16 protein-coding genes and 4 pseudogenes are annotated in these 20627 nt (G+C 64.7%); 16 read left to right on the plus strand and 4 right to left on the minus strand.

Features of this window, described 5'->3' with window-relative positions:
• Positions 1-495 (plus strand): IS3 family transposase (locus ACFQ2S_RS15225; protein ID WP_386075728.1); only part of this gene is annotated, 495 nt, incomplete at its 5' end.
• A gap of 180 nt (positions 496-675) precedes the next feature.
• Here ACFQ2S_RS15225 and ACFQ2S_RS15230 read toward each other — a convergent pair.
• Positions 676-1959: pseudogene (locus tag ACFQ2S_RS15230) on the minus strand (IS110 family transposase).
• Between the two features lies 1 nt (position 1960).
• Here ACFQ2S_RS15230 and ACFQ2S_RS15235 point away from each other — a divergent pair.
• The 3 pseudogenes from ACFQ2S_RS15235 to ACFQ2S_RS15245 all read left to right on the plus strand — a co-directional run.
• Positions 1961-2101 (plus strand): annotated as a pseudogene (locus ACFQ2S_RS15235) (IS110 family transposase); the annotation flags it as partial.
• 528 nt (positions 2102-2629) lie between these two features.
• Positions 2630-3081 (plus strand): annotated as a pseudogene (locus ACFQ2S_RS15240) (IS110 family transposase); the annotation flags it as partial.
• A gap of 410 nt (positions 3082-3491) precedes the next feature.
• Positions 3492-4403, plus strand: a pseudogene (locus ACFQ2S_RS15245) (IS5 family transposase).
• Positions 4404-4581: 178 nt separating this feature from the next.
• On the opposite strand, the gene lhpI reads toward ACFQ2S_RS15245, so the two are convergent.
• A complete protein-coding gene (gene lhpI, locus ACFQ2S_RS15250; protein WP_386075729.1) occupies positions 4582-6276 on the minus strand; it encodes a cis-3-hydroxy-L-proline dehydratase in 1695 nt (564 codons plus the stop codon).
• Between the two features lie 123 nt (positions 6277-6399).
• On the opposite strand from lhpI, the gene ACFQ2S_RS15255 reads away from it, so the two are divergent.
• Positions 6400-7035 carry a helix-turn-helix domain-containing protein gene (locus ACFQ2S_RS15255; protein WP_386075731.1) on the plus strand — a complete coding sequence of 212 codons (636 nt, stop codon included), beginning with the start codon at positions 6400-6402 and terminating at the stop codon, positions 7033-7035.
• Between the two features lie 7 nt (positions 7036-7042).
• Positions 7043-8080, plus strand: coding sequence for an Ldh family oxidoreductase (locus ACFQ2S_RS15260; RefSeq protein WP_386075733.1), 1038 nt, complete (start codon positions 7043-7045; stop codon positions 8078-8080).
• Positions 8081-8102: 22 nt separating this feature from the next.
• On the opposite strand, the gene ACFQ2S_RS15265 is transcribed toward ACFQ2S_RS15260, so the two are convergent.
• On the minus strand, positions 8103-8837 hold the full coding sequence (locus ACFQ2S_RS15265; protein WP_386075734.1) for a GntR family transcriptional regulator: 735 nt from the start codon (positions 8835-8837) through the stop codon (positions 8103-8105).
• 158 nt (positions 8838-8995) lie between these two features.
• On the opposite strand from ACFQ2S_RS15265, the gene ACFQ2S_RS15270 reads away from it, so the two are divergent.
• From ACFQ2S_RS15270 to proC, 6 genes are all read left to right on the plus strand, one after another.
• Entirely contained in the window at positions 8996-10009 is a 1014-nt protein-coding gene (locus ACFQ2S_RS15270; RefSeq protein WP_386075736.1) for a transporter substrate-binding domain-containing protein, read from the plus strand.
• A 76-nt stretch (positions 10010-10085) separates the two neighbouring features.
• Positions 10086-11255 (plus strand): amino acid ABC transporter permease, encoded by a 1170-nt coding sequence (locus ACFQ2S_RS15275; RefSeq protein WP_386075738.1) that lies wholly within the window; start codon positions 10086-10088, stop codon positions 11253-11255.
• A 9-nt stretch (positions 11256-11264) separates the two neighbouring features.
• Positions 11265-12335 carry an amino acid ABC transporter permease gene (locus tag ACFQ2S_RS15280; RefSeq protein ID WP_386075739.1) on the plus strand — a complete coding sequence of 357 codons (1071 nt, stop codon included), beginning with the start codon at positions 11265-11267 and terminating at the stop codon, positions 12333-12335.
• 10 nt (positions 12336-12345) lie between these two features.
• Positions 12346-13092: an amino acid ABC transporter ATP-binding protein gene (locus ACFQ2S_RS15285; protein WP_089233147.1), complete on the plus strand. Its 747-nt coding sequence runs from the start codon at positions 12346-12348 to the stop codon at positions 13090-13092.
• Positions 13093-13094: 2 nt separating this feature from the next.
• Positions 13095-14024: an aminotransferase class IV gene (locus tag ACFQ2S_RS15290; RefSeq protein ID WP_386075740.1), complete on the plus strand. Its 930-nt coding sequence runs from the start codon at positions 13095-13097 to the stop codon at positions 14022-14024.
• A gap of 2 nt (positions 14025-14026) precedes the next feature.
• Positions 14027-14839, plus strand: coding sequence for a pyrroline-5-carboxylate reductase (proC, locus tag ACFQ2S_RS15295; protein WP_386075742.1), 813 nt, complete (start codon positions 14027-14029; stop codon positions 14837-14839).
• A gap of 25 nt (positions 14840-14864) precedes the next feature.
• On the opposite strand, the gene ACFQ2S_RS15300 is transcribed toward proC, so the two are convergent.
• A complete protein-coding gene (locus tag ACFQ2S_RS15300) occupies positions 14865-15788 on the minus strand; it encodes a LysR family transcriptional regulator (RefSeq protein ID WP_386075743.1) in 924 nt (307 codons plus the stop codon).
• 137 nt (positions 15789-15925) lie between these two features.
• Between ACFQ2S_RS15300 and ACFQ2S_RS15305 the strand changes: the two genes are divergently transcribed.
• The 4 genes from ACFQ2S_RS15305 to ACFQ2S_RS15320 all read left to right on the plus strand — a co-directional run bounded on the left by ACFQ2S_RS15305 (position 15926) and on the right by ACFQ2S_RS15320 (position 20623).
• Positions 15926-17506: a sulfatase gene (locus ACFQ2S_RS15305; protein WP_386075744.1), complete on the plus strand. Its 1581-nt coding sequence runs from the start codon at positions 15926-15928 to the stop codon at positions 17504-17506.
• A gap of 81 nt (positions 17507-17587) precedes the next feature.
• Positions 17588-18556, plus strand: coding sequence for a Bug family tripartite tricarboxylate transporter substrate binding protein (locus tag ACFQ2S_RS15310; protein WP_386075745.1), 969 nt, complete (start codon positions 17588-17590; stop codon positions 18554-18556).
• Between the two features lie 29 nt (positions 18557-18585).
• Complete coding sequence (locus ACFQ2S_RS15315) at positions 18586-19122, plus strand: tripartite tricarboxylate transporter TctB family protein (RefSeq protein WP_386075746.1); 537 nt, start codon at positions 18586-18588, stop codon at positions 19120-19122.
• Between the two features lies 1 nt (position 19123).
• Entirely contained in the window at positions 19124-20623 is a 1500-nt protein-coding gene (locus ACFQ2S_RS15320; RefSeq protein ID WP_386075748.1) for a tripartite tricarboxylate transporter permease, read from the plus strand.
• Positions 20624-20627: the final 4 nt, after the last annotated feature.

Genomic DNA, 20627 nt, shown 5'->3' on the forward strand with positions numbered 1-20627 from the left:
GCCCGCAGCTCGATGCAGTACCACGCCGTCGAGAAGAACGATGACGCCCTGCGGCTGGCCATGATCCGCCTGGCAAAGAGCTATGGTCGCTACGGCTACCGCAAGGTGACCGAGTTGCTGCGGATCGAGGGCTGGCGCGTGAACCACAAGAAGATCGAGCGCCTGTGGTGCGAGGAAGGGTTGCAACTCCCTCAGCGCCAAAAGAAGAAACGACGGCTCTACCACAAGGACAGTTCGATCATCCGGCTGCGACCGACGCATCCGAACCACGTCTGGAGCGTCGATTTCGTTCACGACAAGCTCAGCAACGGGCGCAGCTACAAGATGCTGACCGTGCTGGATGAATACACCCGCCAGGCGCTCGCGGTGGAGGTCAGGACACGGATGAGATCAGAGGACGTGCTTGAGGTCCTCTACGGACTGTTCCTGCGGCACGGAAAGCCCGAGTTCGTCCGAAGCGACAACGTCCTATGTCGGGAATTTTTGGCGGCTTGAGGCATCAGGTCATGGGGCATCCGGGGCCCCGGATGCCCTGATATGGTTGCCCAGACGGGTTCTGCCGTCAAGGAATGGTCTCTCCCATAGCAAACACAGGGTACGCGCAGTGGCGGCCCTCACCGTCCTCAAGACGAGATCCAGGTTCCCAAGCAGAAAGCCCGAACATTATCTACGAGGTCAGCGAACTGCCTCCACGGCCCGAGAGAGAGGGGTCCTTCCGCCTGGGCTCACCCCCTCGAAGAAGGGGCGATACGGTTCACCGTGTTTAACCACGGCGTGTACGGTGCGCGCCATCTTGGCGGCGATGGCTGTATATGCCTTTCGCCGGAGATGGGGATTGTGTCGATCTTGCGAGATGTAACGTTCGAACTTGTCCCGGAAACTGTTGGTTCTCTTTAGAACGGCGGTCTGGCCAGCCATCCAGAGGGTTCGCCTGAGCCGTGCGTTTCCATACTTCGAGATCTTGGTCTGACCTCTGAACAGGCCGGACTGGACCGTCGCCAGATCCATGCCGCAGAACTTCAGGAATTGCCGGTGATGGCCAAACCGGCGGAGGTCGCCAGCCTCGAACAGGATGGTCATTGCGTTGATCGGACCGATGCCAGGAATGGTCGTCAACAACTGGTAGTCGGGCAGGTCGGAGAGAAGCTCGACAGCCCGTGCCTCGATCTCGTTGCGTTGCCGGACAAGGCTGCGGCCCTCCGCAAGAACCAGCCGGAACATGCGGAGAGCATCTGAATCCAGGGCGACGGGCAAACCCACCGAGCCTTTGGCTGTCAGGTAAATGTCTGAGAGAAGGCGTGTTTTGGAGACCTTACGCCCGACCACATCCCACGCAGCCTCGATGAATTCCTCCTGTGACATTGCTGTGATCATGTGTGGCGACGGAAACTGCTCCAGAAAGGCCAGAAACCAGTCGGTTCGCGAACTGCGGTGGAAACGTTCGGCCTACGGGTAATAGAGCGGCAGGTAATGCGTCAGGATGCGGTGCCACAGTTCGGTCTTCGAGCGCGAGACGATCTCGTGCGTCTTTGACAGTTCCTGGATGTCGTTGGTACCGGCGCTGAGCGGATCATGAAAGAATTGGACCGCACCGATCTCCAGCATGTGCAGGATGACCTGGGCGTCCTTGGGGTCGTTCTTGTCCCAGCTGTTGTGCAGGGCCTCTCGCGTCCGGGCCAGAGCCACCGAAGAGACGAGCTTCAATTCGAAACCTGACTGGCCGAGATGATGTATGAGCGCTCGATGGTAGTTTCCGGTGGCCTCGAAGCCGATGCGAACTGGTAGGTCAAATTCTACCAGCAATCCGGCCAGACGCTCGAAGTCATTCAGGGTGTTCAGGATGGTCAACCGCCGCCGCCGCTTCTTTCCGGGAACGGCAATCAGGAGCTCGTGCCGATGCTTGGAAATATCAATGGCTACAAGCACGGTGGATCTGGCGATAGAATTGATGACGGTCAGCCCGGGCACCTGGCTCGGCGGGATGCTGACGCGCAAGCCGCCGATGCTGGTGCGGGTGGCGCTGGTGAACAAGATGGCGCGGATCGTCTGGGCGCTGATGGCTCGCGGTGGCGTTTACCAATCTCCGGCTGCGGCGGCGTAAGCCCGTCGTCGGTCGCGAGGACGTCGGAGCGGAAGAGGGCAAGGAGAGGTTTGGCGCAACGGTCGTGAGACAGGATCGGGAGAACCAGTGTGCAACAGAGTGCCATCGAGCACGCGGCTTTGATCTGGACTCGATCTTCGAACACCATACGGGCCCGCGGCATATGTGACGCCGCTAACGAGGCCGGACACATGTCAGCACCCAACGATGCGCCAGAACCAGTTCCTCAGATTACCTCTTGCGCATGGGGCGGTTACACATGTTGCAGAAATCCTGTGAGGGATTCATCTTGTGAATCCAGCATGGTAGCTGAATGGCATGAGCAAACCCGTACCGCCCACCGACAAGATCAGGAACTGGCCGTCCTGTCGAGCCATTGAGGCGCCATTGATGGTGTGGATGGCCCCACCAACGGCATCACGTTGTGCCAAGGCGGGTCTGTGAAAGCACGCACCTGAGGGGAACCATCCATGGATCAACCTGTTACCATCGGTCTCGATCCGTTGACTGGCAGGTGATTGCGCAGCAATCGCCGAGAGGTTGACCAAGAACGTCTTCCAAGTTCACGGAGTGGACAAGGAAGGCACGATCATCTGCCGTCGTCAGATGCGGCGGTCGCAGATCCTGGTGTTCTTCACCCGACTGAGCCCGAGCCTTGTGGGAACGAAGCCTGTGCGGGGGCCCATAATTGGGCGCGGGAACTGGCAGCCCTCGGCCATGAAGTCCGCCTTATGCCGCCCGCTGATGTGAAGCCCTACGTAAAACGAGGTAAAACCGATGCCGTGGATGCCGAGGCCATTTGCGAAGCGGTGACACGCCCAACGAAGCGCTTCGTGCCGGTGAAGTCGGCAGCCCGGCAGGCGGCCTTGCTCGATCACAGGGCACGGGATTTCTTGGTCCGGCAGTGGACGCAGATCTTAAACGCGATCCGTGCGCACCTCAGCGAATTCGGAACCGTCGTGGCGAAGGGGGTACATAACATCGATCGCCTTTTCGACGCCGCCCGCGACGTGCCAGACAGCTACCGGGCCACCTTGGCTTGAGACGATAGACAACGGCCAAGCCGGTCGCGAACCGGCAGGTCCCGAGATGGTGAGGCGCAGCGTGAGGTGATGGCACAGGGACGGTACAACGCGGAGCGGGACACCCAGTTCGGACCAGAGCACTTCGAAGTGCGTGCCATTGATCGGGACCCGCCCGCCGGCTGACTTCATCAGGGCGCGCAGCTGAAAAACCGCTGCACATCAGACGCCGAATACATGGCCGCGACCAACCAGGATGCCAGACCCGAACAAAGCTCTTGCCAAGGGGCCATCCATACATGGTCCGAGCGACAATGGCGAGGGAGGCGCTCAAGCGCCGTGGTTCGCTGACGATCCGCTGACCGGCAGTGGTTTGCTTGCAAACCATGAGAGGTTGGTTTGATCCCGCCATGATCTGGCAGGCCGCGCCGACCGGCAAGCGCGGTCGCCAGCCCGACTACAGCAATTCAGCGATCCAAACCTGCCTGACGATGAAGGTGCTGTTCGGCATGGCGCTCAGGCAGATCGAGCCATGGGAACGCCACTGGTCCGATTGACCATGGCGAGGCGGGTTCGTTGAGAGCTTGCTGCGGCTGAGTGGGCTGGACTGGGCCGTACCGAACTTCAGCACGCTGAGCCGGCGGCAGACGACGCTGCAGGTCAACATTCCCTACCGCGGATCAAGGGGCCCGCTGCACCTGCTGATCGACAGCACTGGTATCAAGGTGGAGGGTGAAGGCGAATGGAACGCGCGCAAGCACGGCGGTTCAAAGCGCCGGGTCTGGCGCAAGGTCCACATCGGAATTGATGAGAATACGCTGGAAATCAGGGCGGCTGAGTTCACCGCCAACGACATCGGCGATGCGCCCATGCTGCGCGAGTCACTTGACCAGATCCCGCCCTGCCAGGAGATTGCCAATGTCACCGCCGACGGCGCATTCGACGCCCGAAAGTGCCATGACGCCATCGCTGCGCGCGGCGCGGCTGCGGTCATACCGCCCCGGAAAAACGAAAGGCCTTGGAAGCCCGACACTGCCGGAGCAATCGCACGGAACGAGGCGCTGCCCGCGTCGAAACGCTTCGGCCGGACGATCTGGAAACGATGGAACGGATACCACCGCCGAAGCCGTGTCGAGACCAAAATGCATTGTGTGAAGCTGCTGGGCCAGCGCCTGGCCGCCCGGGACTTCGACCGTCATGTCGCCGAGTTCCAGATCCGTGTCGCCGTGCTGAACGGCTTCACCGCGCTCGGCATACCCGTCGCGGAAGCCGTGGGATGAGTCTGTCCGGGAAAAGGGGCCATCCGGACTTCAGCTGATTTGTGCACCAGAGTCGGTCTCTGGGTCACTTCCTTGTCTGCATCCAGGGGACAGGCAAACTCGCCAAAGCGGCGTTTTCGCCAACACCTGGTCACGCCAGCCCGGCGTTCTCTCGGATTCAAGAGCGCCTTCAGTCGCGTCACGAGCCGATCCGGACCGCCTCAAGCCACGCCGGCGGCGTCGTGCTGGCGCGGCCTGTGCGGGCGGTCGCCGCGCACTGGGCGAGCGAGCCGAAGCGCACGGCGCGTTCGGACAGGGCCGGCGCGTAATGGGCGTATTTTCCCGAGTTGGTCATCAGGACACGGGCGTCGGGCGGGAAGACGGGTTCGGAGATCGAGCACCAGCAGAGGTCCGGGATGATCCTGACGCCCGCAGCTTCCAGTCTCGCCTTCACGCCATTTGCCGTGATCGCCGCCAATGTGTCCCGCCCCAGGGTGATGATCGCGGTGACAGCGTCATGCACCCTGGCGCCCTCCATCAGCCCGGCGAAAACGGCACATTCCGCGGCGGAGAAGTGCGGGCTGCCGAGGGCAACGAGATCCACCGCCTCTGCGCCCTTGTTGAAGCGGTCCCAGAGCCGGGCGAAATCCGCAGCAGAGATCCGGACCTGGTCTGCGTCCGTGCTTGGCAGACGGGAGGCCTCGGGGGTGATGCCGGCGACATGCAGCATAGGTGCGGCCGACGTGGTGCCGAAGGCGGCGCAGAGCGCCTTGAGGTCGTCCTCGCTCGGATGCGTGCCTTCAAGCCCGGTGATCAGCGGGATACGGTCCGGCGCGGCCTGCCCCGCCAGCCAGCCGAGCATCGGCCAGAAGGCATCGTCCGGCTGGGCCGGCGCCTCGACATTCAGGATCCGGCGCGGCGCGCGGTTCTCGTCCAGATAGACGCCGGACATCGCGGCCCTCCCGGTCAGCGCGGCGCAGAGGTCCATGAAATCCGCATGCTTGACCGTGCGCGCGCCGAGCACGCTGTTGGCATAGATCACCGCGTTGCTCTCCGCCCAAGCAATCGCCTCGTCCTCGCCCGGGCGGTCTTCGAGCAGGTAGGGCGCGCAGGTGAAGGACGGCCGGGCGCCCATCTCCACATAGGCATCGGCCAGTTGCGAGGCCGGCAGGCCGAACGCCTCGGCCACGCCTTGCGTGCGCCAGTTGGCATGGTCCACGGAGATGGCGTTCATCGTCGTCGGGACACGCACCCGCCCGCCGAGATCGGCCATGGCGCGGGCAAAGGTCAGGAAGGCGGGGCTGGCGTAGATACAGCCGTCTATATGCACCCGCGTCACGTCGATCAGCCGCGTGGCGCCGATAGCGATCGCCATGGTGGTGATGATTTCCATCGCGGTCTGGGCCGATTTGCCGTGGGCGCCTTCAAGGAAGGCGCGGTCGTTTTCGGCCAACTCCAGCGGCGCCCGCGCAGCCTGCGAGAGGGGAAGGCTCAGCGGGCCGGCCACCAGATCCCGCGCGGTGATCGTCGCCGCTTCTTGCTGCGCCAGCGCGTCGTATTCCTCGGCCGACAGCCGCAGCACGGCGATGCCGTGATCGAAGAGCTTGCCGGCGATAACCGCCCCGAGCGTCAGGATGTCTTCCGCCTCTCGAAAGACCAGCGCCTTGGGCGCATTCCCGGCGAATGCCAGCCCGAGCAGGACACCGCTTCCGGTGCAGGATCCCCGGCTGGTCGGCATCAGAACCGTCTTCCCGGCGAGGCTCTGCCCGCACTGCGGGTGCATCTGGTCGATGATCACGCCCGTCTCCGGGTGCACCCCGCCCCAGAAGCTGAGCCCCTCGTCGCAGACCAGGATCGGCCCGGAGACGGATGCGGCTACCAATACTGTCGCCATGAGGTGTCCTTCTGGTGTCGTTGTGCGGGCAGTGATCGCGGTATCGGGAAGGGCCGTGCATTCAGGCTTGCCTCGGCGATGTGGTTTTGCCTATACCAGCAACATTGGTAAGAAAAGAAAAATATGGCCGCGAACGAGAAAACCGAAGCCGCGCTGGATGAGGGCAACTGGGAAGCCGAGCGCCTGCATCTCCGTGAAGAGCTTGGTAATCGGATGAAATCCGAGCGGCTGGCCTGTAGCCTCACCCTGGCCGCGGCCGCGGAGCGTTCCGGCCTCGCGCTGTCGACAATCCACAAAATCGAGAATGGCCGAGTGTCGCCCAGCTACGAGAACATCGTTCGCATCGCGCGCGCCTACGGGATCGGGATGGAACGACTGTTCTCGGCGGAGGCGACCGCGCAGCCGACGACCCGCATGGCAGTGACCAAGGCGGGACAGGGCCGCAAGGTGCGCACCGACAAGTTCGAATACGAGGTGCTGTGCAACAGCCTGTCGGAGAAGCGGATCATGCCGCTCGTCACGGTCGTGACCCGCCGAGCACCGCTTGAGCCGGAGGATCTCGAAGCGCATCCCGGCGAGGAGACGATCTTTGTCCTGTCCGGGCAGGTCGAGCTGGTGGTCCAGCATTACGCGCCGGTGACGCTGGAGCCCGGCGACTGCGCCTATTTCGACAGCACGCTCAAGCACGGACTGCGGGCACTGGGCGACGCGGAGGCCAGGGTATTCTGGGCCTGCACCTATATCGACGTGGACGGCTGAGGACAGAATGACCGAAACGGTGACGCTTACTTTCGACGACCTGAAGGGGCGCATTCAGCGCATCTTCGAAATGGCCGGTGTGCGCCGCGAAACGGCCGCCGCCGTTGCGCGCGTGATCGCCTCTGGCGAGCGCGACGCGTGCAAGTCACATGGTGTCTACCGCATCGAGGGCTGCCTGCGCGTTCTGGCGGCGGGCAAGGTCGTCCCCGACGCGGTGCCGCAGGTGCATGACGCGGGCGCCTCTGTGATCGAGGTCGATGCCGGCGGCGGATTTGCCAACGTGGCGTTCGAGGATGCCTGCGATGCGCTGGTGGCACGGACCCGCGAAACGGGGCTGGCGGCGCTGGTGATCCGCGACTGCCTGCATTTCTCGGCGCTCTGGTACGAGGTCGAAATTCTGGCCGGCCACGGCCTCGCGTCACTCTCGATGTGTCCCAGCTACGCGACGGTCGCGCCCTCCGGCGGGCAGACGCCGCTTCTGGGCACCAACCCATTCGCCTTTGGGTGGCCGCGTGCGGGCGCGTTTCCGTACGTGTTCGACTTCGCGACCTCGGTTGCCGCGCGGGGCGAGATCGAACTGCACCGGCGGGCCGGGACTCCGATCCCCGAGGGCTGGGCCGTGGACAAGCAGGGCCAGCCGACGACGGACCCGCAAGCCGCACTCGACGGGGCGATGCTGCCCTTCGGCGGGCACAAGGGGTCGGCGATCTCGACGATGATCGAATTGCTATCGGGGGCGATGCTGGGCGAGTTCATGAGCCAGGAAGCGCTGGACTTCACCGGTACCACCGCACTCCTGCCGCGCCACGGCGCCCTGATCCTGGCGATGGACCCGAGCGTCTTCGCACGGCGCTCCGGCCGCGACCCGATCGCAGAGGGAGAGCGGTTGATCGAGGCCATTGCCGACCAGAGCGCGCGCCTGCCCTCGCAGCGTCGCTTCGCGGCCCGGGCCAAGGCGATGGCAGATGGCATCGCGCTGACCCCGGACGAGTTCGCACGGCTTGAACGGTTCGAGGCGCTCGGGCTCGACGCCTTGGCCGACTGAACAGCCCCCGGCCGCCCGGCCCTCAGCCCGCTTCGCGTTTCAACAGCGGATCTGGCTGTTCGAGGTAGGTCACCTTCATGAAGTCCTTGATCCGGTCGTCGAAGACCCGTGTGTGAAGATGCGCGAGGCGATCCGCCTCCGCCTCGTCACGCGCGGTGATCGCCTCGACCATCTGGTGATGCTCCGGGCTGAGCGGAAAGACGGAGCCGTGCTTGCGGATATGCGTGAAGTGGAAATGCAGGATGCGCCGGCCCTCGTCGAGCAGGCGCTCGTAGCTCTGCGCCAGGTAGGGGTTCGCCCCGGCATGGGCGATGGACATGTGGAAGACCTTGTTCGCCTCGGACAGCGCCAGCGCTTCGCCCGTCGGGCAGACGGCGTCGTAATCCACCGCCGCCTGCGCCATGACCGCGATGTCGGCCTCCGTGCGATGGCGCGCGGCCAGTCGCGTCACCGCACGCTGGAGATAGTCGACCGCCTCCACGAACCGGGGCAGCGTGGCAATGTCGAGCGGGGCCACGATGGTCGAGCGGTTCGGCAGGGTCCGCACCAGCCCACCGGCCGACAGCCGGATCAGCGCTTCGCGGATCGGAGACCGTGACATCGCGAATCGTGCCGCCAACGCGGTTTCGTCCAGCGGCTCGCCCGGCGCGAGAATGAGCTCGAGAATCTCGTCCCGGAGCGTGTCGAAGACGTGTCGTGCCCCGTCGCCACGCTTCCGATCCGTCCCGGCCGGCTTGCTCTTTCCTGCACTCTGCATCGCATCTGTCCTTTTCTATGCATTCTGCTGAAATTTTCAGCGCCGCCCCGCGCAATCCGGCTGTCTTCACAAACCATATTGACCTGCCGTCAGACACCGTATCACATTCTTGTCGACAACGTGTCGGCAGAACACCACACCAACTCGGAGATTGACAGATGAAATACCTCCTCTCAGCGACCGCCGCCCTCGGGATGATGGCTGGCGCCGCCGCGGCCGAGGGCCGCCTCGATACGGTTCTCGAACGGGGAAAGCTCCTGTGCACCGGGCATAACGGCAGCTTCCTCGGCTTCGCGGAGGTCGATGACGAGGGGAACTGGAAGGGGCTCGACATCGATCTCTGCCGTGGCCTCGCTGCCTCGCTCTTCGGCTCGTCCGAAGGCACCATGGACATCGTGCCGATCTCCTGGGCCCAACGCTGGCCGGCGCTGCAGTCCGGCGACGTCGACGTGATCATCAAGCTCGCGGGCTGGTCTCAGAGCCGCGACGCCGAGCTGAACCTCGCCTACACCCAGCCATATTTCGTCGCCGGCTTCCACGTGATGGCCCATGCCGACCTCGGCGTGGAGAAGGTCGCGGACCTCGACGGCGGCTCGATCTGCGTTTCCGCCGGGACCACGACCGAGCGCTTCCTCGCGGCCTATATCGAGAACCTCGGCATCGAGGCCGAGATCATCGTCTTCGAATCCGGCGACGAGGTGCGCACCGCCTATTTCAACCGCCGCTGCGACGGCCTCACCCTGCTGGCCCCGCCGCTGGCCGCCGCGCGCGCCACCTCCGAGAACCCCGAAGAACACGTGATCTTGCCGGACGTGATCGCGCTGGAACCCTCGGGCATCATCGTCCCCGAAGGCGACCCGAAGTGGCTCGACGTGATGAACTGGATGCTGACCTCGCTCTGGTTCGCCGAACTCCACGGCATCACCAGCGAGAACGTCGACGAGTTCCGCGACAACCCGCCGTCCGACCAGATCGGCAAGTTTCTCGGCGTCACGCCCGGCTACGGCGACCGCCTCGGCCTGTCGAACGACTGGGCTTACAACCTGATCAAGGAAGTCGGCAACTACGCCGAGATCTATGACCGCAACATCGGCGAGCCCTACGCGCTGCCGCGCGCGTTGAACAACCTCTACACCAATGGCGGCCTGTTCTACCCGCTGATGGTCGACTGACGCGGCTTGGCGCCCGGCCTGCCCGGGCGCCGTTCCTCCGCAATCCCCCCAGACTGCCCCCCCGGATACCCCCATCATGATGACACTTCTCAAGCAGAGATCCTTTCGGGATCTCGCCTACCAGGCGGGATTTGTCGGCACGCTGATCGCGATGGTCGTGACCTTCGCCGTCACGGCCGCCGTCAATCTCGACGCTCAGGGGATGACCTCGGGCTTCGGCTTCCTGCAGCGGTCCACCGGCTGGGGCGTCAGTTTTTCCCTGATCCCGTTCGACACGTCGGACACCTACCTTCGGGTGATCTGGGTCGGGCTGCTGAATTCCATGTTTCTCGGGGCGATCTCCCTGACGCTGGCGACGTTTATCGGCGTCGGCATCGCCATCATGCGGGTCTCGGGCAACCGGATGGCCGGATTGATCGGCACGGTCTATGTCGAGATATTCCGCAACCTGCCGCTGCTGCTGCAACTGTTCTTCTGGTACGCGATCCTGACCTCCCTGCCCCAGCCGAGGCAGGCCATCGACATCGCCGGCGTCGCCTTCATCTCGGGCCGCGGCACCTACCTGCCCGGGCTGAACGTCACCGGCACATCCGCCTTTCTCTGCGCCGTCGCCACCTGCGCCGCCATTGCGCTGGCGATCTGGCTGAACACGGCCCGCCGCTTTGCCCACATGTCGACCGGCCGAAAGCGCGCCTCGCGGCAGGCGCTCTGGGGCGGGCTGGTCCTGCTGATCGTCGTGCTGATGCTGGCCGGCCGTATCCCCGAGACGCCGCTTCTGAACGTTCCCTACCTGAAGGGGCTGAACTTCCGCGACGGGATCCGCATCTCGCCGGAACTGCTCGCCTGTATCATCGCCATCTCGATCTACGGCGGCGCCTATATCGGAGAGATCGTGCGGGCGGGTTTCAACGCCGTCGGCAAGGGCCAGAGCGAGGCCGGGCAGGCACTCGGGCTGCGACCCTGGCAGATCTTCTCGCGCATCCGCCTGCCGCTGGCGATCCGCGCGGTCATGCCGACGCTGATCAACCAGTATGTCTGGCTCTTCAAGGCCACGACCATCGGCATCGCAATCGGCTTCGTCGACTTCTTCTTCGTGATCTCCACCTCGATCAACCAGAGCGGCCAGACGCTCGAACTGATCGCGATCCTGATGGGGGGCTTTCTCGCCATCAACTATTCCATGGCCTGGGTGCTGAACCGCGTGAACGACGCGATCCGGCTCAAGGGCACGCAACTGCGGGGCTGAGGCGGGATTATGGCAAAGACCTATCACAAGCCGACCTTCATCGAGCGCACCCGGGCGAACTACTTTTCAACCTGGCTCGACACCACGCTGACGCTGGGCTTCGGCGCGCTGGTTCTCTGGGTCCTGCTGGGGCTCTTCGACTGGGCCTTTCTCAATGCCGTCTGGTCCGAGGCCGAGCGCGAGCAATGCGGCCACGGCTCGGGCGGCGCCTGCTGGGCGGTGATCGACGCGCGCTGGCGGCTGATCCTCTTCGGCCTCTACCCGTTCGAGGAACAATGGCGCTCCGCAATTGCCTGCATCGCGATGGTTATCACTGTCGCCCTGTCCTGCGTGCCCTGGTTCTGGAGCGCACGCCGCCTGCCCGTGCTGTGGCTTGCAGGCTTCGCGATCTTTTACGTGCTGATGCGCGGCGGCCTGTTCGGGCTGACGCCGGTCTCCGAGCAGAACTGGGGCGGGCTGTCGCTGACGTTGTTCATCTTCGCCAGCGTCACGCTGATCGGCATGCCGATGGCGATCGTCTTCGCGCTGCTCCGCCGCTCCCACCTGCCGATGATCGCCGGAACGATGGGCGTGATCATCGACATGATCCGCTCGCTGCCGCTGTTGTCGATCATGTTCACCTTCGCCATCGTACTGCCCTTCGTGCTGCCCGGCTGGGCGGTGGGCGACAAGCTCTACCGGGTCATCGTGGGCTACGCGCTGTTCTTTGCCTGCTACCAGGCCGAGATCATCCGCGGCGGCATGCAGGCGCTTCCCGCCGGCCAGGAAGAGGCAGCCCAGGCGCTCGGCATGGGCTACTGGCACCGGATCGGCTACATCGTCCTGCCTCAGGCGTTCCGCAACGCCCTGCCCCCGACGATCAACCAGCTGGTCATCACCTTCAAGGAGACCTCGCTCGTCGTCATCATCGGGTTCTTCGAGGTGCTCGCCTCCGGCAACGCCGCTTACGGGACCGCAGAATGGAACTTTGCCCACATCGAGGTCTACTGCTTCGTCGCCCTGATCTATTTCACCTTCGTCTTCGCGCTGTCCCGCTACGGCGCCTACCTGGAGCGCCGCCTTGCGGTTGCCGCGCGCTGAGGAACAGCCAATGACCACCCAGACCCCCGCCATCCGCATCAGCGACATGGACAAGTATTTCGGCACCTTTCACGTGCTGAGGAAGATTAACCTCGAGGTCGCCCGTGGCGAACGGATCGTCATCTGCGGTCCCTCCGGCTCCGGCAAGTCCACCCTCATCCGCTGCATCAACCGGCTGGAAGAATACGAGGGCGGCTCGATCAACGTCCTCGGCACCGAGCTCGACGACAACATCGACAACATCGATGCGATCCGGCGTGAAACCGGCATGGTGTTCCAGCACTTCAACCTCTTCCCGCACATGACGATCCTCGACAATTGCACGCTGGCGCCGATGCTGGTGCGCAAGCAATCTCGGGCGGAGGCGGAAGAGGTCGCGATGCAATACCTGACCCGGGTCAAGATTCCCGAACAGGCGGACAAGTATCCCGGCCAGCTCTCCGGCGGCCAGCAGCAGCGCGTCGCCATCGCCCGCGCGCTCTGCATGAAGCCGGAGATCATGCTGTTCGACGAGCCCACCTCGGCGCTCGACCCCGAAATGATCTCGGAGGTGCTGGACGTGATGGTGGGGCTCGCCAACGACGGGATGACCATGATCTGCGTCACCCACGAGATGGGCTTCGCCCGCCAGGTGGCCGACCGGGTGATCTTCATGTCCGACGGCGAAATCGTCGAACAGGCGCCGCCAACCGAATTCTTCGAAACCCCCAAACACGCACGTACCCAGGCCTTCCTTGGCCAAATCCTAGGACACTGAAAATGACGACGATCAATCTCAACAAGAAAACCACCCACGATTCCGAACACGATCCCCGCAACGACGAGATCCTGATCTACGTCAACGGCGAGTTGAAGCCCAAGGCCGAGGCCGTGGTCTCCGTCTATGATGCGGGCTTCATGCTGGGCGACGGCATGTGGGAGGGCATGCGCCTCTACAACGGCAAATGGGCCTTCTTCGACGAGCACATGGACCGGCTCTTCAACTCGCTGAAATCGGTCTCCATCGAGCTCGACATAGGCCCGGACGACATCCTCGAGATCCTCAACAAGACGGCCGAGGCTAACGGGATGACCACCGACGCGCATTGCCGCCTGATGATCACCCGAGGCCGGAAGGCCAAGCCGTTCCAGCATCCCGGGCTCAGCCGCTGGGGCGCGACCATCGTCGCGATCATCGAGCACTCCAAGCCCGTCGAGACCCTGCAGAGCAAGGGCATCCGCCTGGCCACCGTGCCGCAGGTGCGCGGCCTGCCGATGAGCCAGGACGCAAAGTTCAACTCGCATTCCAAGCTCAACTGCATCATCGCCTGCATCCAGGCCGAGCAGGCCGGCGCCGACGAGGGGCTGATGCTGGATCCGCATGGCTTCGTGAACACCACCAACGCCTGCAACTTCTTCATCGTGCGCCGCGGCGAGGTTTGGACCTCGACCGGCGATTATTGCATGAAGGGCGTCACCCGCCAGAAGGTGATCGACCTCTGCCGCGCCGACGGCATTCCCGTCTTCGAGAAGAACTACTCGCTCTTCGAGACCTACGGCGCGGATGAGGCCTTCCTCACCGGCACCTTCGGCGCGCAGACCCCGGTGGCGGAGATCGACGGCAAGCCCATCGGCAATGGCGAACGGCCGATCACCATGCGCATCCGGGAACTCTACAAGCAGCTCGTTGCCGAGAACACCGGAGCCTGAGGATGGACGACATCAACGCACGCGGCCTGGTGATGATCGGCTGCGGGTTCATGGGAAAGGCCCTGCTGGAAGGCTGGATCGCCGCCGGCCTGTCGCCCGAGGCGGTGACCGTGCAGGACCCGACGCCGTCCGAATGGCTGGCCGCGCAGCCGGGCTTCCGCCTGAACGCGCCGCTGCCGGAAGCCCCGGCCGTGCTGGTCATCGCGGTCAAGCCGCAGGTACTGGACGAGGTGATCCCGGACCTGGCGGGCTTCGGCGGTGGCCGGACGATCGTCGTGACGATCGCGACGGGCGCGCCGGTCAGCTACTACGAGCGCCACTTCGGCCCCGAGACGCCAATCATCCGCACCATGCCGAACCTGCCGGCCTCGGTCGGCTGCGGTGTAACCGCGCTCTGCGCAAATGCCGCCGCTTCCGGGGAGGCGATGGCGCTGGTGGGAACGCTCTTCGGCGCGGTCGGCACCTCGGTGACGCTGGAGGACGAGGGCATGATGCACCTCGTGACCGGCGTTTCCGGCTCGGGCCCGGCCTATGTCTTCGCATTGGCGGAGGCGATGGCCCAAGCGGGCACGGAACTCGGCCTGCCCGAGGAGCTGGCCCGCGCCCTCGCCATCCAGACCGTGGCCGGGGCCGGTCATATGCTCGCCACACCGGGCGCCGATCCGACCGCCCTGAGACAGGCGGTCACCTCCAAGGGCGGCACCACGGCGAAGGCGCTCGAGCAATTGATGCGCACGCCAGACGGTATCGCGGACCTGGCCCGCGCCGCCGTCGACGCCTCGCGCAACCGCAGCGCCGAGCTCAGCCGCAGCTAGCGGAGCAGCGTTCGCCGGGCAGGCCTCAGCCTTGCCTGTCCGGCGGCGAGGCATGCCGGCTCGCCATCTGGCACACCAGATCGAGCAGGCGGCGCACGACCGGGTAGGACAGCGACGAACGGCGGACGTAGGCCCCGGCGAGGAAGCTGTCGATAGGGTCGGCAAGCGGCAGGGAACGCATGCCCAGGGCGCTCAGGTTGGGGTCGAGCTCCATCGGCGCCGGCATGATGAACTTCCCGGTGGCGACGAGATCGAGCCCGAACTCGTAGGAGCTGGTCGTCACCGCGAATTCCGGCGGGTTCAGTGCATTGCGCACGAAGAAGCCCCGCACCATGGCCGTCGTCTCCGCGTCGTTCGAGTAGAGGACCCAGGGAATCCCGGCCAGATCCTTGGCGCTCACCCGGTCCTTTCGGTGGAGTGGATGATCGACGCTCGCCAGCGCGCCCAGATGCGCCGAGACAATCTCCACCGTGTCGATGTCCTCCTCGTCGATATCGGAGGCGAGCGCCCCGAAGACGATGTCGAGCTCGCCGTGCCGGAGATGCGGCAGGTTCTGCAGGTGAACGTCGGCGCGAATCTCCAAGCGGGTTTCCGGGTGCTCCTGCCGCAACTGCTCGAAGGCCGGCACCAGGTAGGCGCGCCGGAACAGCGGCCCCGCACCGACGCGAAGCACGTCGAGCCGGTTCGATTTCTCGGCTTCGATGGCCTCGCGGGCCTGCACGTAGCGCTGCTCGATCCGCTTGGCGTGGTCGAGCAACTCCCGTCCGATCGGTGTCAGGAACATACCCCTCGGCTGCCGGTCGAACAGTCGCGTTCCATATTCATCTTCCAGCAGTTTCAATCGCTTGGTGAGCGAGGGCTGGGCGAGCCCGAGGCGCTTGGCGGCCTCTGTCAGATTGCCGGTTTCGGCAACGACGAGAAAGGCGACGAGGTTCTTATCCATAGCCATTTGGAATACCCAATGCGCTTATTTTCTATTTTTCTTTATTTCTGGCGGTTGGTAGCGATTGGGTCAAGGAGCTTGGCAGCACCGGGTCTCGGGAGGAGATGAGCGCCGCTGCACCGCTTCAAGGAGGAAGAGCCGCCATGCGCACCATTTTCGTGATGTTCGATTCGCTCAATCGCGAGGCCCTCGAGGCCTATGGCGGCACCGCGATCCGCACTCCGAACTTCCAGCGACTGGCAGACCGCGCGGTGACTTTCGACAACCATTACTGCGGCTCAATGCCCTGCATGCCGGCGCGGCGCGATATGCACACCGGGCGGCTGAACTTCATGCACCGCCCCTGGGGCCCGCTGGAACCCTTCGACAATTCCTTCGCCCGGAGCATGGGCGAGGCGGGCATCTACTCGCACCTCGTCACCGACCACATGCATTACATCGAGAACGGGGGCACCGGATACTGCACCCAGTTCGAAAGCTGGGAGGTCGTGCGCGGGCAGGAGCACGACACGGCCAAGGCGCTCGTCCAGCCGCCGCTGGACGCGTTGGCGGCGCAGTTCGACCCGCGGCACTATCCGCTCGACAAGCTGCCGAGCGATCGGCCGGCGACGCTGCAGACCTCGGACATCATCGCCTGGCGGCGAATGCGGCACGCGGCGAACACGCTTTTCGTCAAGGAAGAAGAAGATTTCCCGACACCCAGGGTCTTTGCCAGCGCCCTCGAGTTCCTGGAGATGAACAAGGCGTCCACGGATTTCTTCCTGCAGATCGAGAGCTTCGACCCGCACGAGCCCTTCTGCGCGCCTGAGCGGTTCCACAAGGAATACGCCACCGGCCGCAATGGCGGCGTTCTGGACTGGCCCTCCTACGAAAAGGCGACCGACAGCCCGGAGGACATGGCCGAGATACGCGCGAACTACGCCGCCTCGGTCGCGGAATGCGATTACTACCTCGGCCGACTGCTCGACTGGATGGACGACAACGACGCCTGGGGCGACACCTGCCTGATCGTCACGACCGACCACGGTTTCCTGCTGGGCGAGCATGAGTGGTGGGGCAAGAACAAGATGCCCTATTACGAGGAGATCTCGCATATCCCCCTGCTGGTCTGGCATCCGGAGTGCGCCGACATGGGCGGCGAGCGCCGTCGCGCGGTGACCCAGACCCCCGATCTTGCCGCGACCTTCCTCGACCTCTTCGGGCTGCCCACCCCGGACGAGGCCACCGGGCAATCGCTGCTGCCGGCGCTGCGCGGCGAGCGCGAGGATGACTATCGTTCGGTCATCTTCGGCATGTTCGCCGGACCGATCGGCATCGCGGACGGCAGCCACGTTTATTACCACTACCCAGTCAAGACCGACGGCGAGGGGTTCAACCTTTATACGCTGGCGCCATCGCACATGGTGCGGATGTTCAACGCCGAGGAACTGGCCCAGGCCGAGTTGGTCGAAGGGTTCGACTTCACCCATGGCGCGCCGGTTCTGCGCGTGCCGATGGCGCCGGACAACGGTGAGGCGGGGCTCGAGGCGGTCCGCAACCGGCCGGACCGGATCCAGCTGTTCGATCTTGCCGCTGACCCCGGACAGTCGGAGCCGATCGAGGATGCGGAGGTGCTCGCCCGTCTGCGCGCCGAGATCGCCGTACACATGAAACGTCACGACGCGCCTTCGGAGATCTTCGATCTCTACGGGCTGGAGCGACGCGCCGCGGAAGCGGTCGCCTGAAACCGAAGCCATATGGCCGCGAGGAGGCGGCCATTTCCAACGGAGGAATCCATAAAACCATTCGCCCACCTGAAATCGGCCGTGATCGCCGGCGCGGCGCTGGCCGCCCTGTCGATGCCCGCCAGCGCGGAATATCCGGAACGGAACATCCAGAACATCTTTCCCTGGGGACCTGGCTCGGCCATGGCGGTGACCCAGATCATCTCCGAAGCGATGGCGCAGGAGCTTGGCGTGAACATCACCGTCGTCTCGACCCCCGGCGCCGCCGGCGTGAAAAGCTTCGAGACGGCGCTCGACAAACCCGCCGACGGCTACACCTTCATCGATGGCTGGGTGGCGCCCCTGGTGCTGCAGCCGCTGGTCGGCAATGCCGAATGGACGCACGAGGACTTCGTCCCCCTCTGGTCGGCCACGGCCGTTCCCTTCGCCATCGTGTCCCGCAAGGACGAGACGCGCTGGAGCGATTTCCCCTCCCTCATCGCCTACATGAAGGAGCATCCGGGCGAGCTGCGCTATTCCTCCGGCTCCATCGGCAACATCCCCCACATGGTGATGGCCAAGGTCATGCAGGCCAACGACGTCTACGCCCGCAACATCCCCTATCCGCAGGACGGCGATGCCTTCAAGGATCTGCGCGGCGGGCTGCTGGACTTCACCTTCAACAACCCGACCACCTACCGTTCGAATTCCGACGCTTTCCAGGTACTCGCGATCATGACCGAGAACGAGGCAGACAGGGAAATGTTCGACGGCGCTCCGCTGGTGGGTGACTTCGGCACCGACATGGGCCTCACCGGCCTTTCGCCGACCGGCTGGCACTGGTACGTCGTGAAACCCGGCACGCCGGACGACGTGGTCGAGACGCTCCGCACCGCCATGAAGGCCGCGCTTGACCGCGACGACATCCAGGAGAAGCTGAAGGCGACGGGCTTCGTGCCGACGATGTATTCGCCCGACCAGTACGACGAGATCGTGGGCACGGTCGGCGAGCAGCTGATCTCCGCCAAGGAGGCGATTGCCTGGGAAGCCGACAAGATCGCCGGCAAGTGATCTGATTGGGAAAGCGGGAGGCGACGACGATGGACAGGAAACCGAATGCCCTGGGCCACTGGCTCGTACTCGGCGCCATGTTCGGCATCGTCGCCCTCGTCTTCCAGCAGATCGCAACCTCGCTCACCGATCAGCGCGCCGCCTCCGGTGACGCGCTGTCCAACGCGGCCCTGTTTCCCCGCTGGGTCGCAATCACCATCGCGGGGCTCGGGCTGATCGTGGCCGGGCAGATGCTGATGGGCCGGTATCCGAAGGGCGAGAGCGCCGCGGAAGCCGAGGACGCCCCTCGCGAGCCGCGATCCCGCCTGCGCCTGCAGGAGATCGCCATCGCCGGGCTGACCCTGCTCTACCTCCTGATGCTGGAGCCGGTGGGCTTCCACCTCACCACGTTCCTTGTCATCGGCGCCATGTTCCTTGTGCTCGATGCCCGCCCGGTCTGGCGGGCAGTAGCCGCGAGCGCCGCGCTGACGCTCGCCGCCTCCTTCGTCTTCGAGGGGCTGCTCAAGGTGATCCTGCCGGTGGGCTTCCTCGGTTTCACCCCTCCCTACCACCTGCTGGGGCTCTGACATGTTCGACCTGCTGATCTCCGGCGCCGGCCTGATCGCCTCGCCCCTCGTGATCATTCTCGTGGCGCTCGGCTGCACCGGCGGGCTGCTCGTGGGTGCCCTGCCCGGGCTCGGGCCGCTCATGGGGATCATCCTGCTGCTGCCCGCCGCCTTTTACCTGCCGCCCGTCGCCGGGATGGGCATGCTGATCGCCATCTATGTCGGCGGCTCCTGCGGCGGCGCGATCTCCGCGATACTGCTGCGCATTCCCGGAACGCCGCTTGCCGCCGCCACCCTGCTCGACGGCTACCCGATGGCAAAGGCCGGACGTGCCGGGGATGCGATCGGCGTGGCCATCGCAGCCTCGGCCATCGGCGGCATGTTCGGCGGCATCATCCTGATCCTCTTCGCCCCGGTGCTGGCCCAGGTCGCGGTCAACTTCGGCCCGCCGGAATACTTCGCACTTGCCGTCACGGGCCTCATGTCCATCGCCGTCGTCTCCTCCGAGAGCACGGTGAAGGGTCTGATGACCGGCTGCCTCGGCATCCTGATCGCTGCGGTCGGCACGGATTCGATGTCGAACGCGATGCGCTTCACCTTCGACAACCACAACCTGTTCGGTGGCATTCACATCGTGGCGGTGGTGGTCGGGCTCTTCGCCCTTTCCGAGGCCGCGTTCCAGATCGAGGAAGGCAAGCTCGACGCCCGCCCGGACGTGCTGAACGTGAAGGTCTCCTTCCGCTCTCTGTTCCTGACCCTGCGCCACCGCTGGAACCTGCTGCGCTCCTCGACCATCGGCACCTTCTTCGGCGCCCTGCCGGGGGCCTCCGGCATCATCGCCTCCTTCACCGCCTATGCCATCGCCAAGGCGCAGGCCCGGCCGGAAGAGAACTACGGCAAGGGCGCCGTCGGCGGGGTGGTGGCCACGGAATCGGCCAATAACGCCTGCTGCGGCGGTGCGCTGATCCCGACGCTCGCGCTCGCCATTCCCGGAGACGCCGCCTGCGCGGTGCTCATGGGGGCGCTCCTGCTGCTCGGCCTGCAGCCCGGACCGCAGCTTTTCACGTTCTCCGGCGACATCGTGGGCGGCGTCTTCCTCGCCTACCTGCTGGCGAACGTATTCCTCTTCGTGCTCGGCATCCTGCTAACGCCGGTCTTCGTCTCGGTGCTGAAGCTGCGCAAGCAGTACCTCGTGCCGAGCGTCCTGCTGCTGTCGATGATCGGCGTCTATGCGATCCAGTCCTCGGTCTACGACCTCTGGTTCGCCTTCATCTTCGGGATCGTCGGCTACGTGCTGCGCAAGTTCGACTATCCGCTGTCGCCGATCGTGATCGGGATCATCCTCGGACCGATCGCCGAGGGAAACCTGCGCCGCTCGCTGCTTCTGAGCCAGGACGGGCTGTCGATCTTTGCCGAAAGGCCCATCGCGCTGACCATCCTCGCCATCGACCTGCTGGTCATCCTTTGGGTGCTCCTGCCGCGCCGCGTGAAGGGCCGCCTGGTGCCTTCCCGCGCCGGGTGATCCG

Origin of the sequence: Tropicimonas aquimaris, assembly GCF_042676185.1 — a bacterium.
Lineage (GTDB): Bacteria > Pseudomonadota > Alphaproteobacteria > Rhodobacterales > Rhodobacteraceae > Tropicimonas > Tropicimonas aquimaris.

Bases quoted from the DNA above. Each gene is read 5' to 3' on its own strand.
- ACFQ2S_RS15275 (WP_386075738.1), top strand. From the start codon at position 10,086: ATGATGACACTTCTCAAGCAGAGATCCTTTCGGGATCTCGCCTACCAG.
- ACFQ2S_RS15305 (WP_386075744.1), top strand. From the start codon at position 15,926: ATGCGCACCATTTTCGTGATGTTCGATTCGCTCAATCGCGAGGCCCTC.
- ACFQ2S_RS15290 (WP_386075740.1), top strand. From the start codon at position 13,095: ATGACGACGATCAATCTCAACAAGAAAACCACCCACGATTCCGAACAC.
- ACFQ2S_RS15270 (WP_386075736.1), top strand. From the start codon at position 8,996: ATGAAATACCTCCTCTCAGCGACCGCCGCCCTCGGGATGATGGCTGGC.
- ACFQ2S_RS15285 (WP_089233147.1), top strand. From the start codon at position 12,346: ATGACCACCCAGACCCCCGCCATCCGCATCAGCGACATGGACAAGTAT.
- ACFQ2S_RS15255 (WP_386075731.1), top strand. From the start codon at position 6,400: ATGGCCGCGAACGAGAAAACCGAAGCCGCGCTGGATGAGGGCAACTGG.
- ACFQ2S_RS15300 (WP_386075743.1), bottom strand. From the start codon at position 15,788: ATGGCTATGGATAAGAACCTCGTCGCCTTTCTCGTCGTTGCCGAAACC.
- ACFQ2S_RS15280 (WP_386075739.1), top strand. From the start codon at position 11,265: ATGGCAAAGACCTATCACAAGCCGACCTTCATCGAGCGCACCCGGGCG.
- ACFQ2S_RS15315 (WP_386075746.1), top strand. From the start codon at position 18,586: ATGGACAGGAAACCGAATGCCCTGGGCCACTGGCTCGTACTCGGCGCC.
- ACFQ2S_RS15260 (WP_386075733.1), top strand. From the start codon at position 7,043: ATGACCGAAACGGTGACGCTTACTTTCGACGACCTGAAGGGGCGCATT.
- proC (WP_386075742.1), top strand. From the start codon at position 14,027: ATGGACGACATCAACGCACGCGGCCTGGTGATGATCGGCTGCGGGTTC.
- lhpI (WP_386075729.1), bottom strand. From the start codon at position 6,276: ATGGCGACAGTATTGGTAGCCGCATCCGTCTCCGGGCCGATCCTGGTC.
- ACFQ2S_RS15320 (WP_386075748.1), top strand. From the start codon at position 19,124: ATGTTCGACCTGCTGATCTCCGGCGCCGGCCTGATCGCCTCGCCCCTC.
- ACFQ2S_RS15265 (WP_386075734.1), bottom strand. From the start codon at position 8,837: ATGCAGAGTGCAGGAAAGAGCAAGCCGGCCGGGACGGATCGGAAGCGT.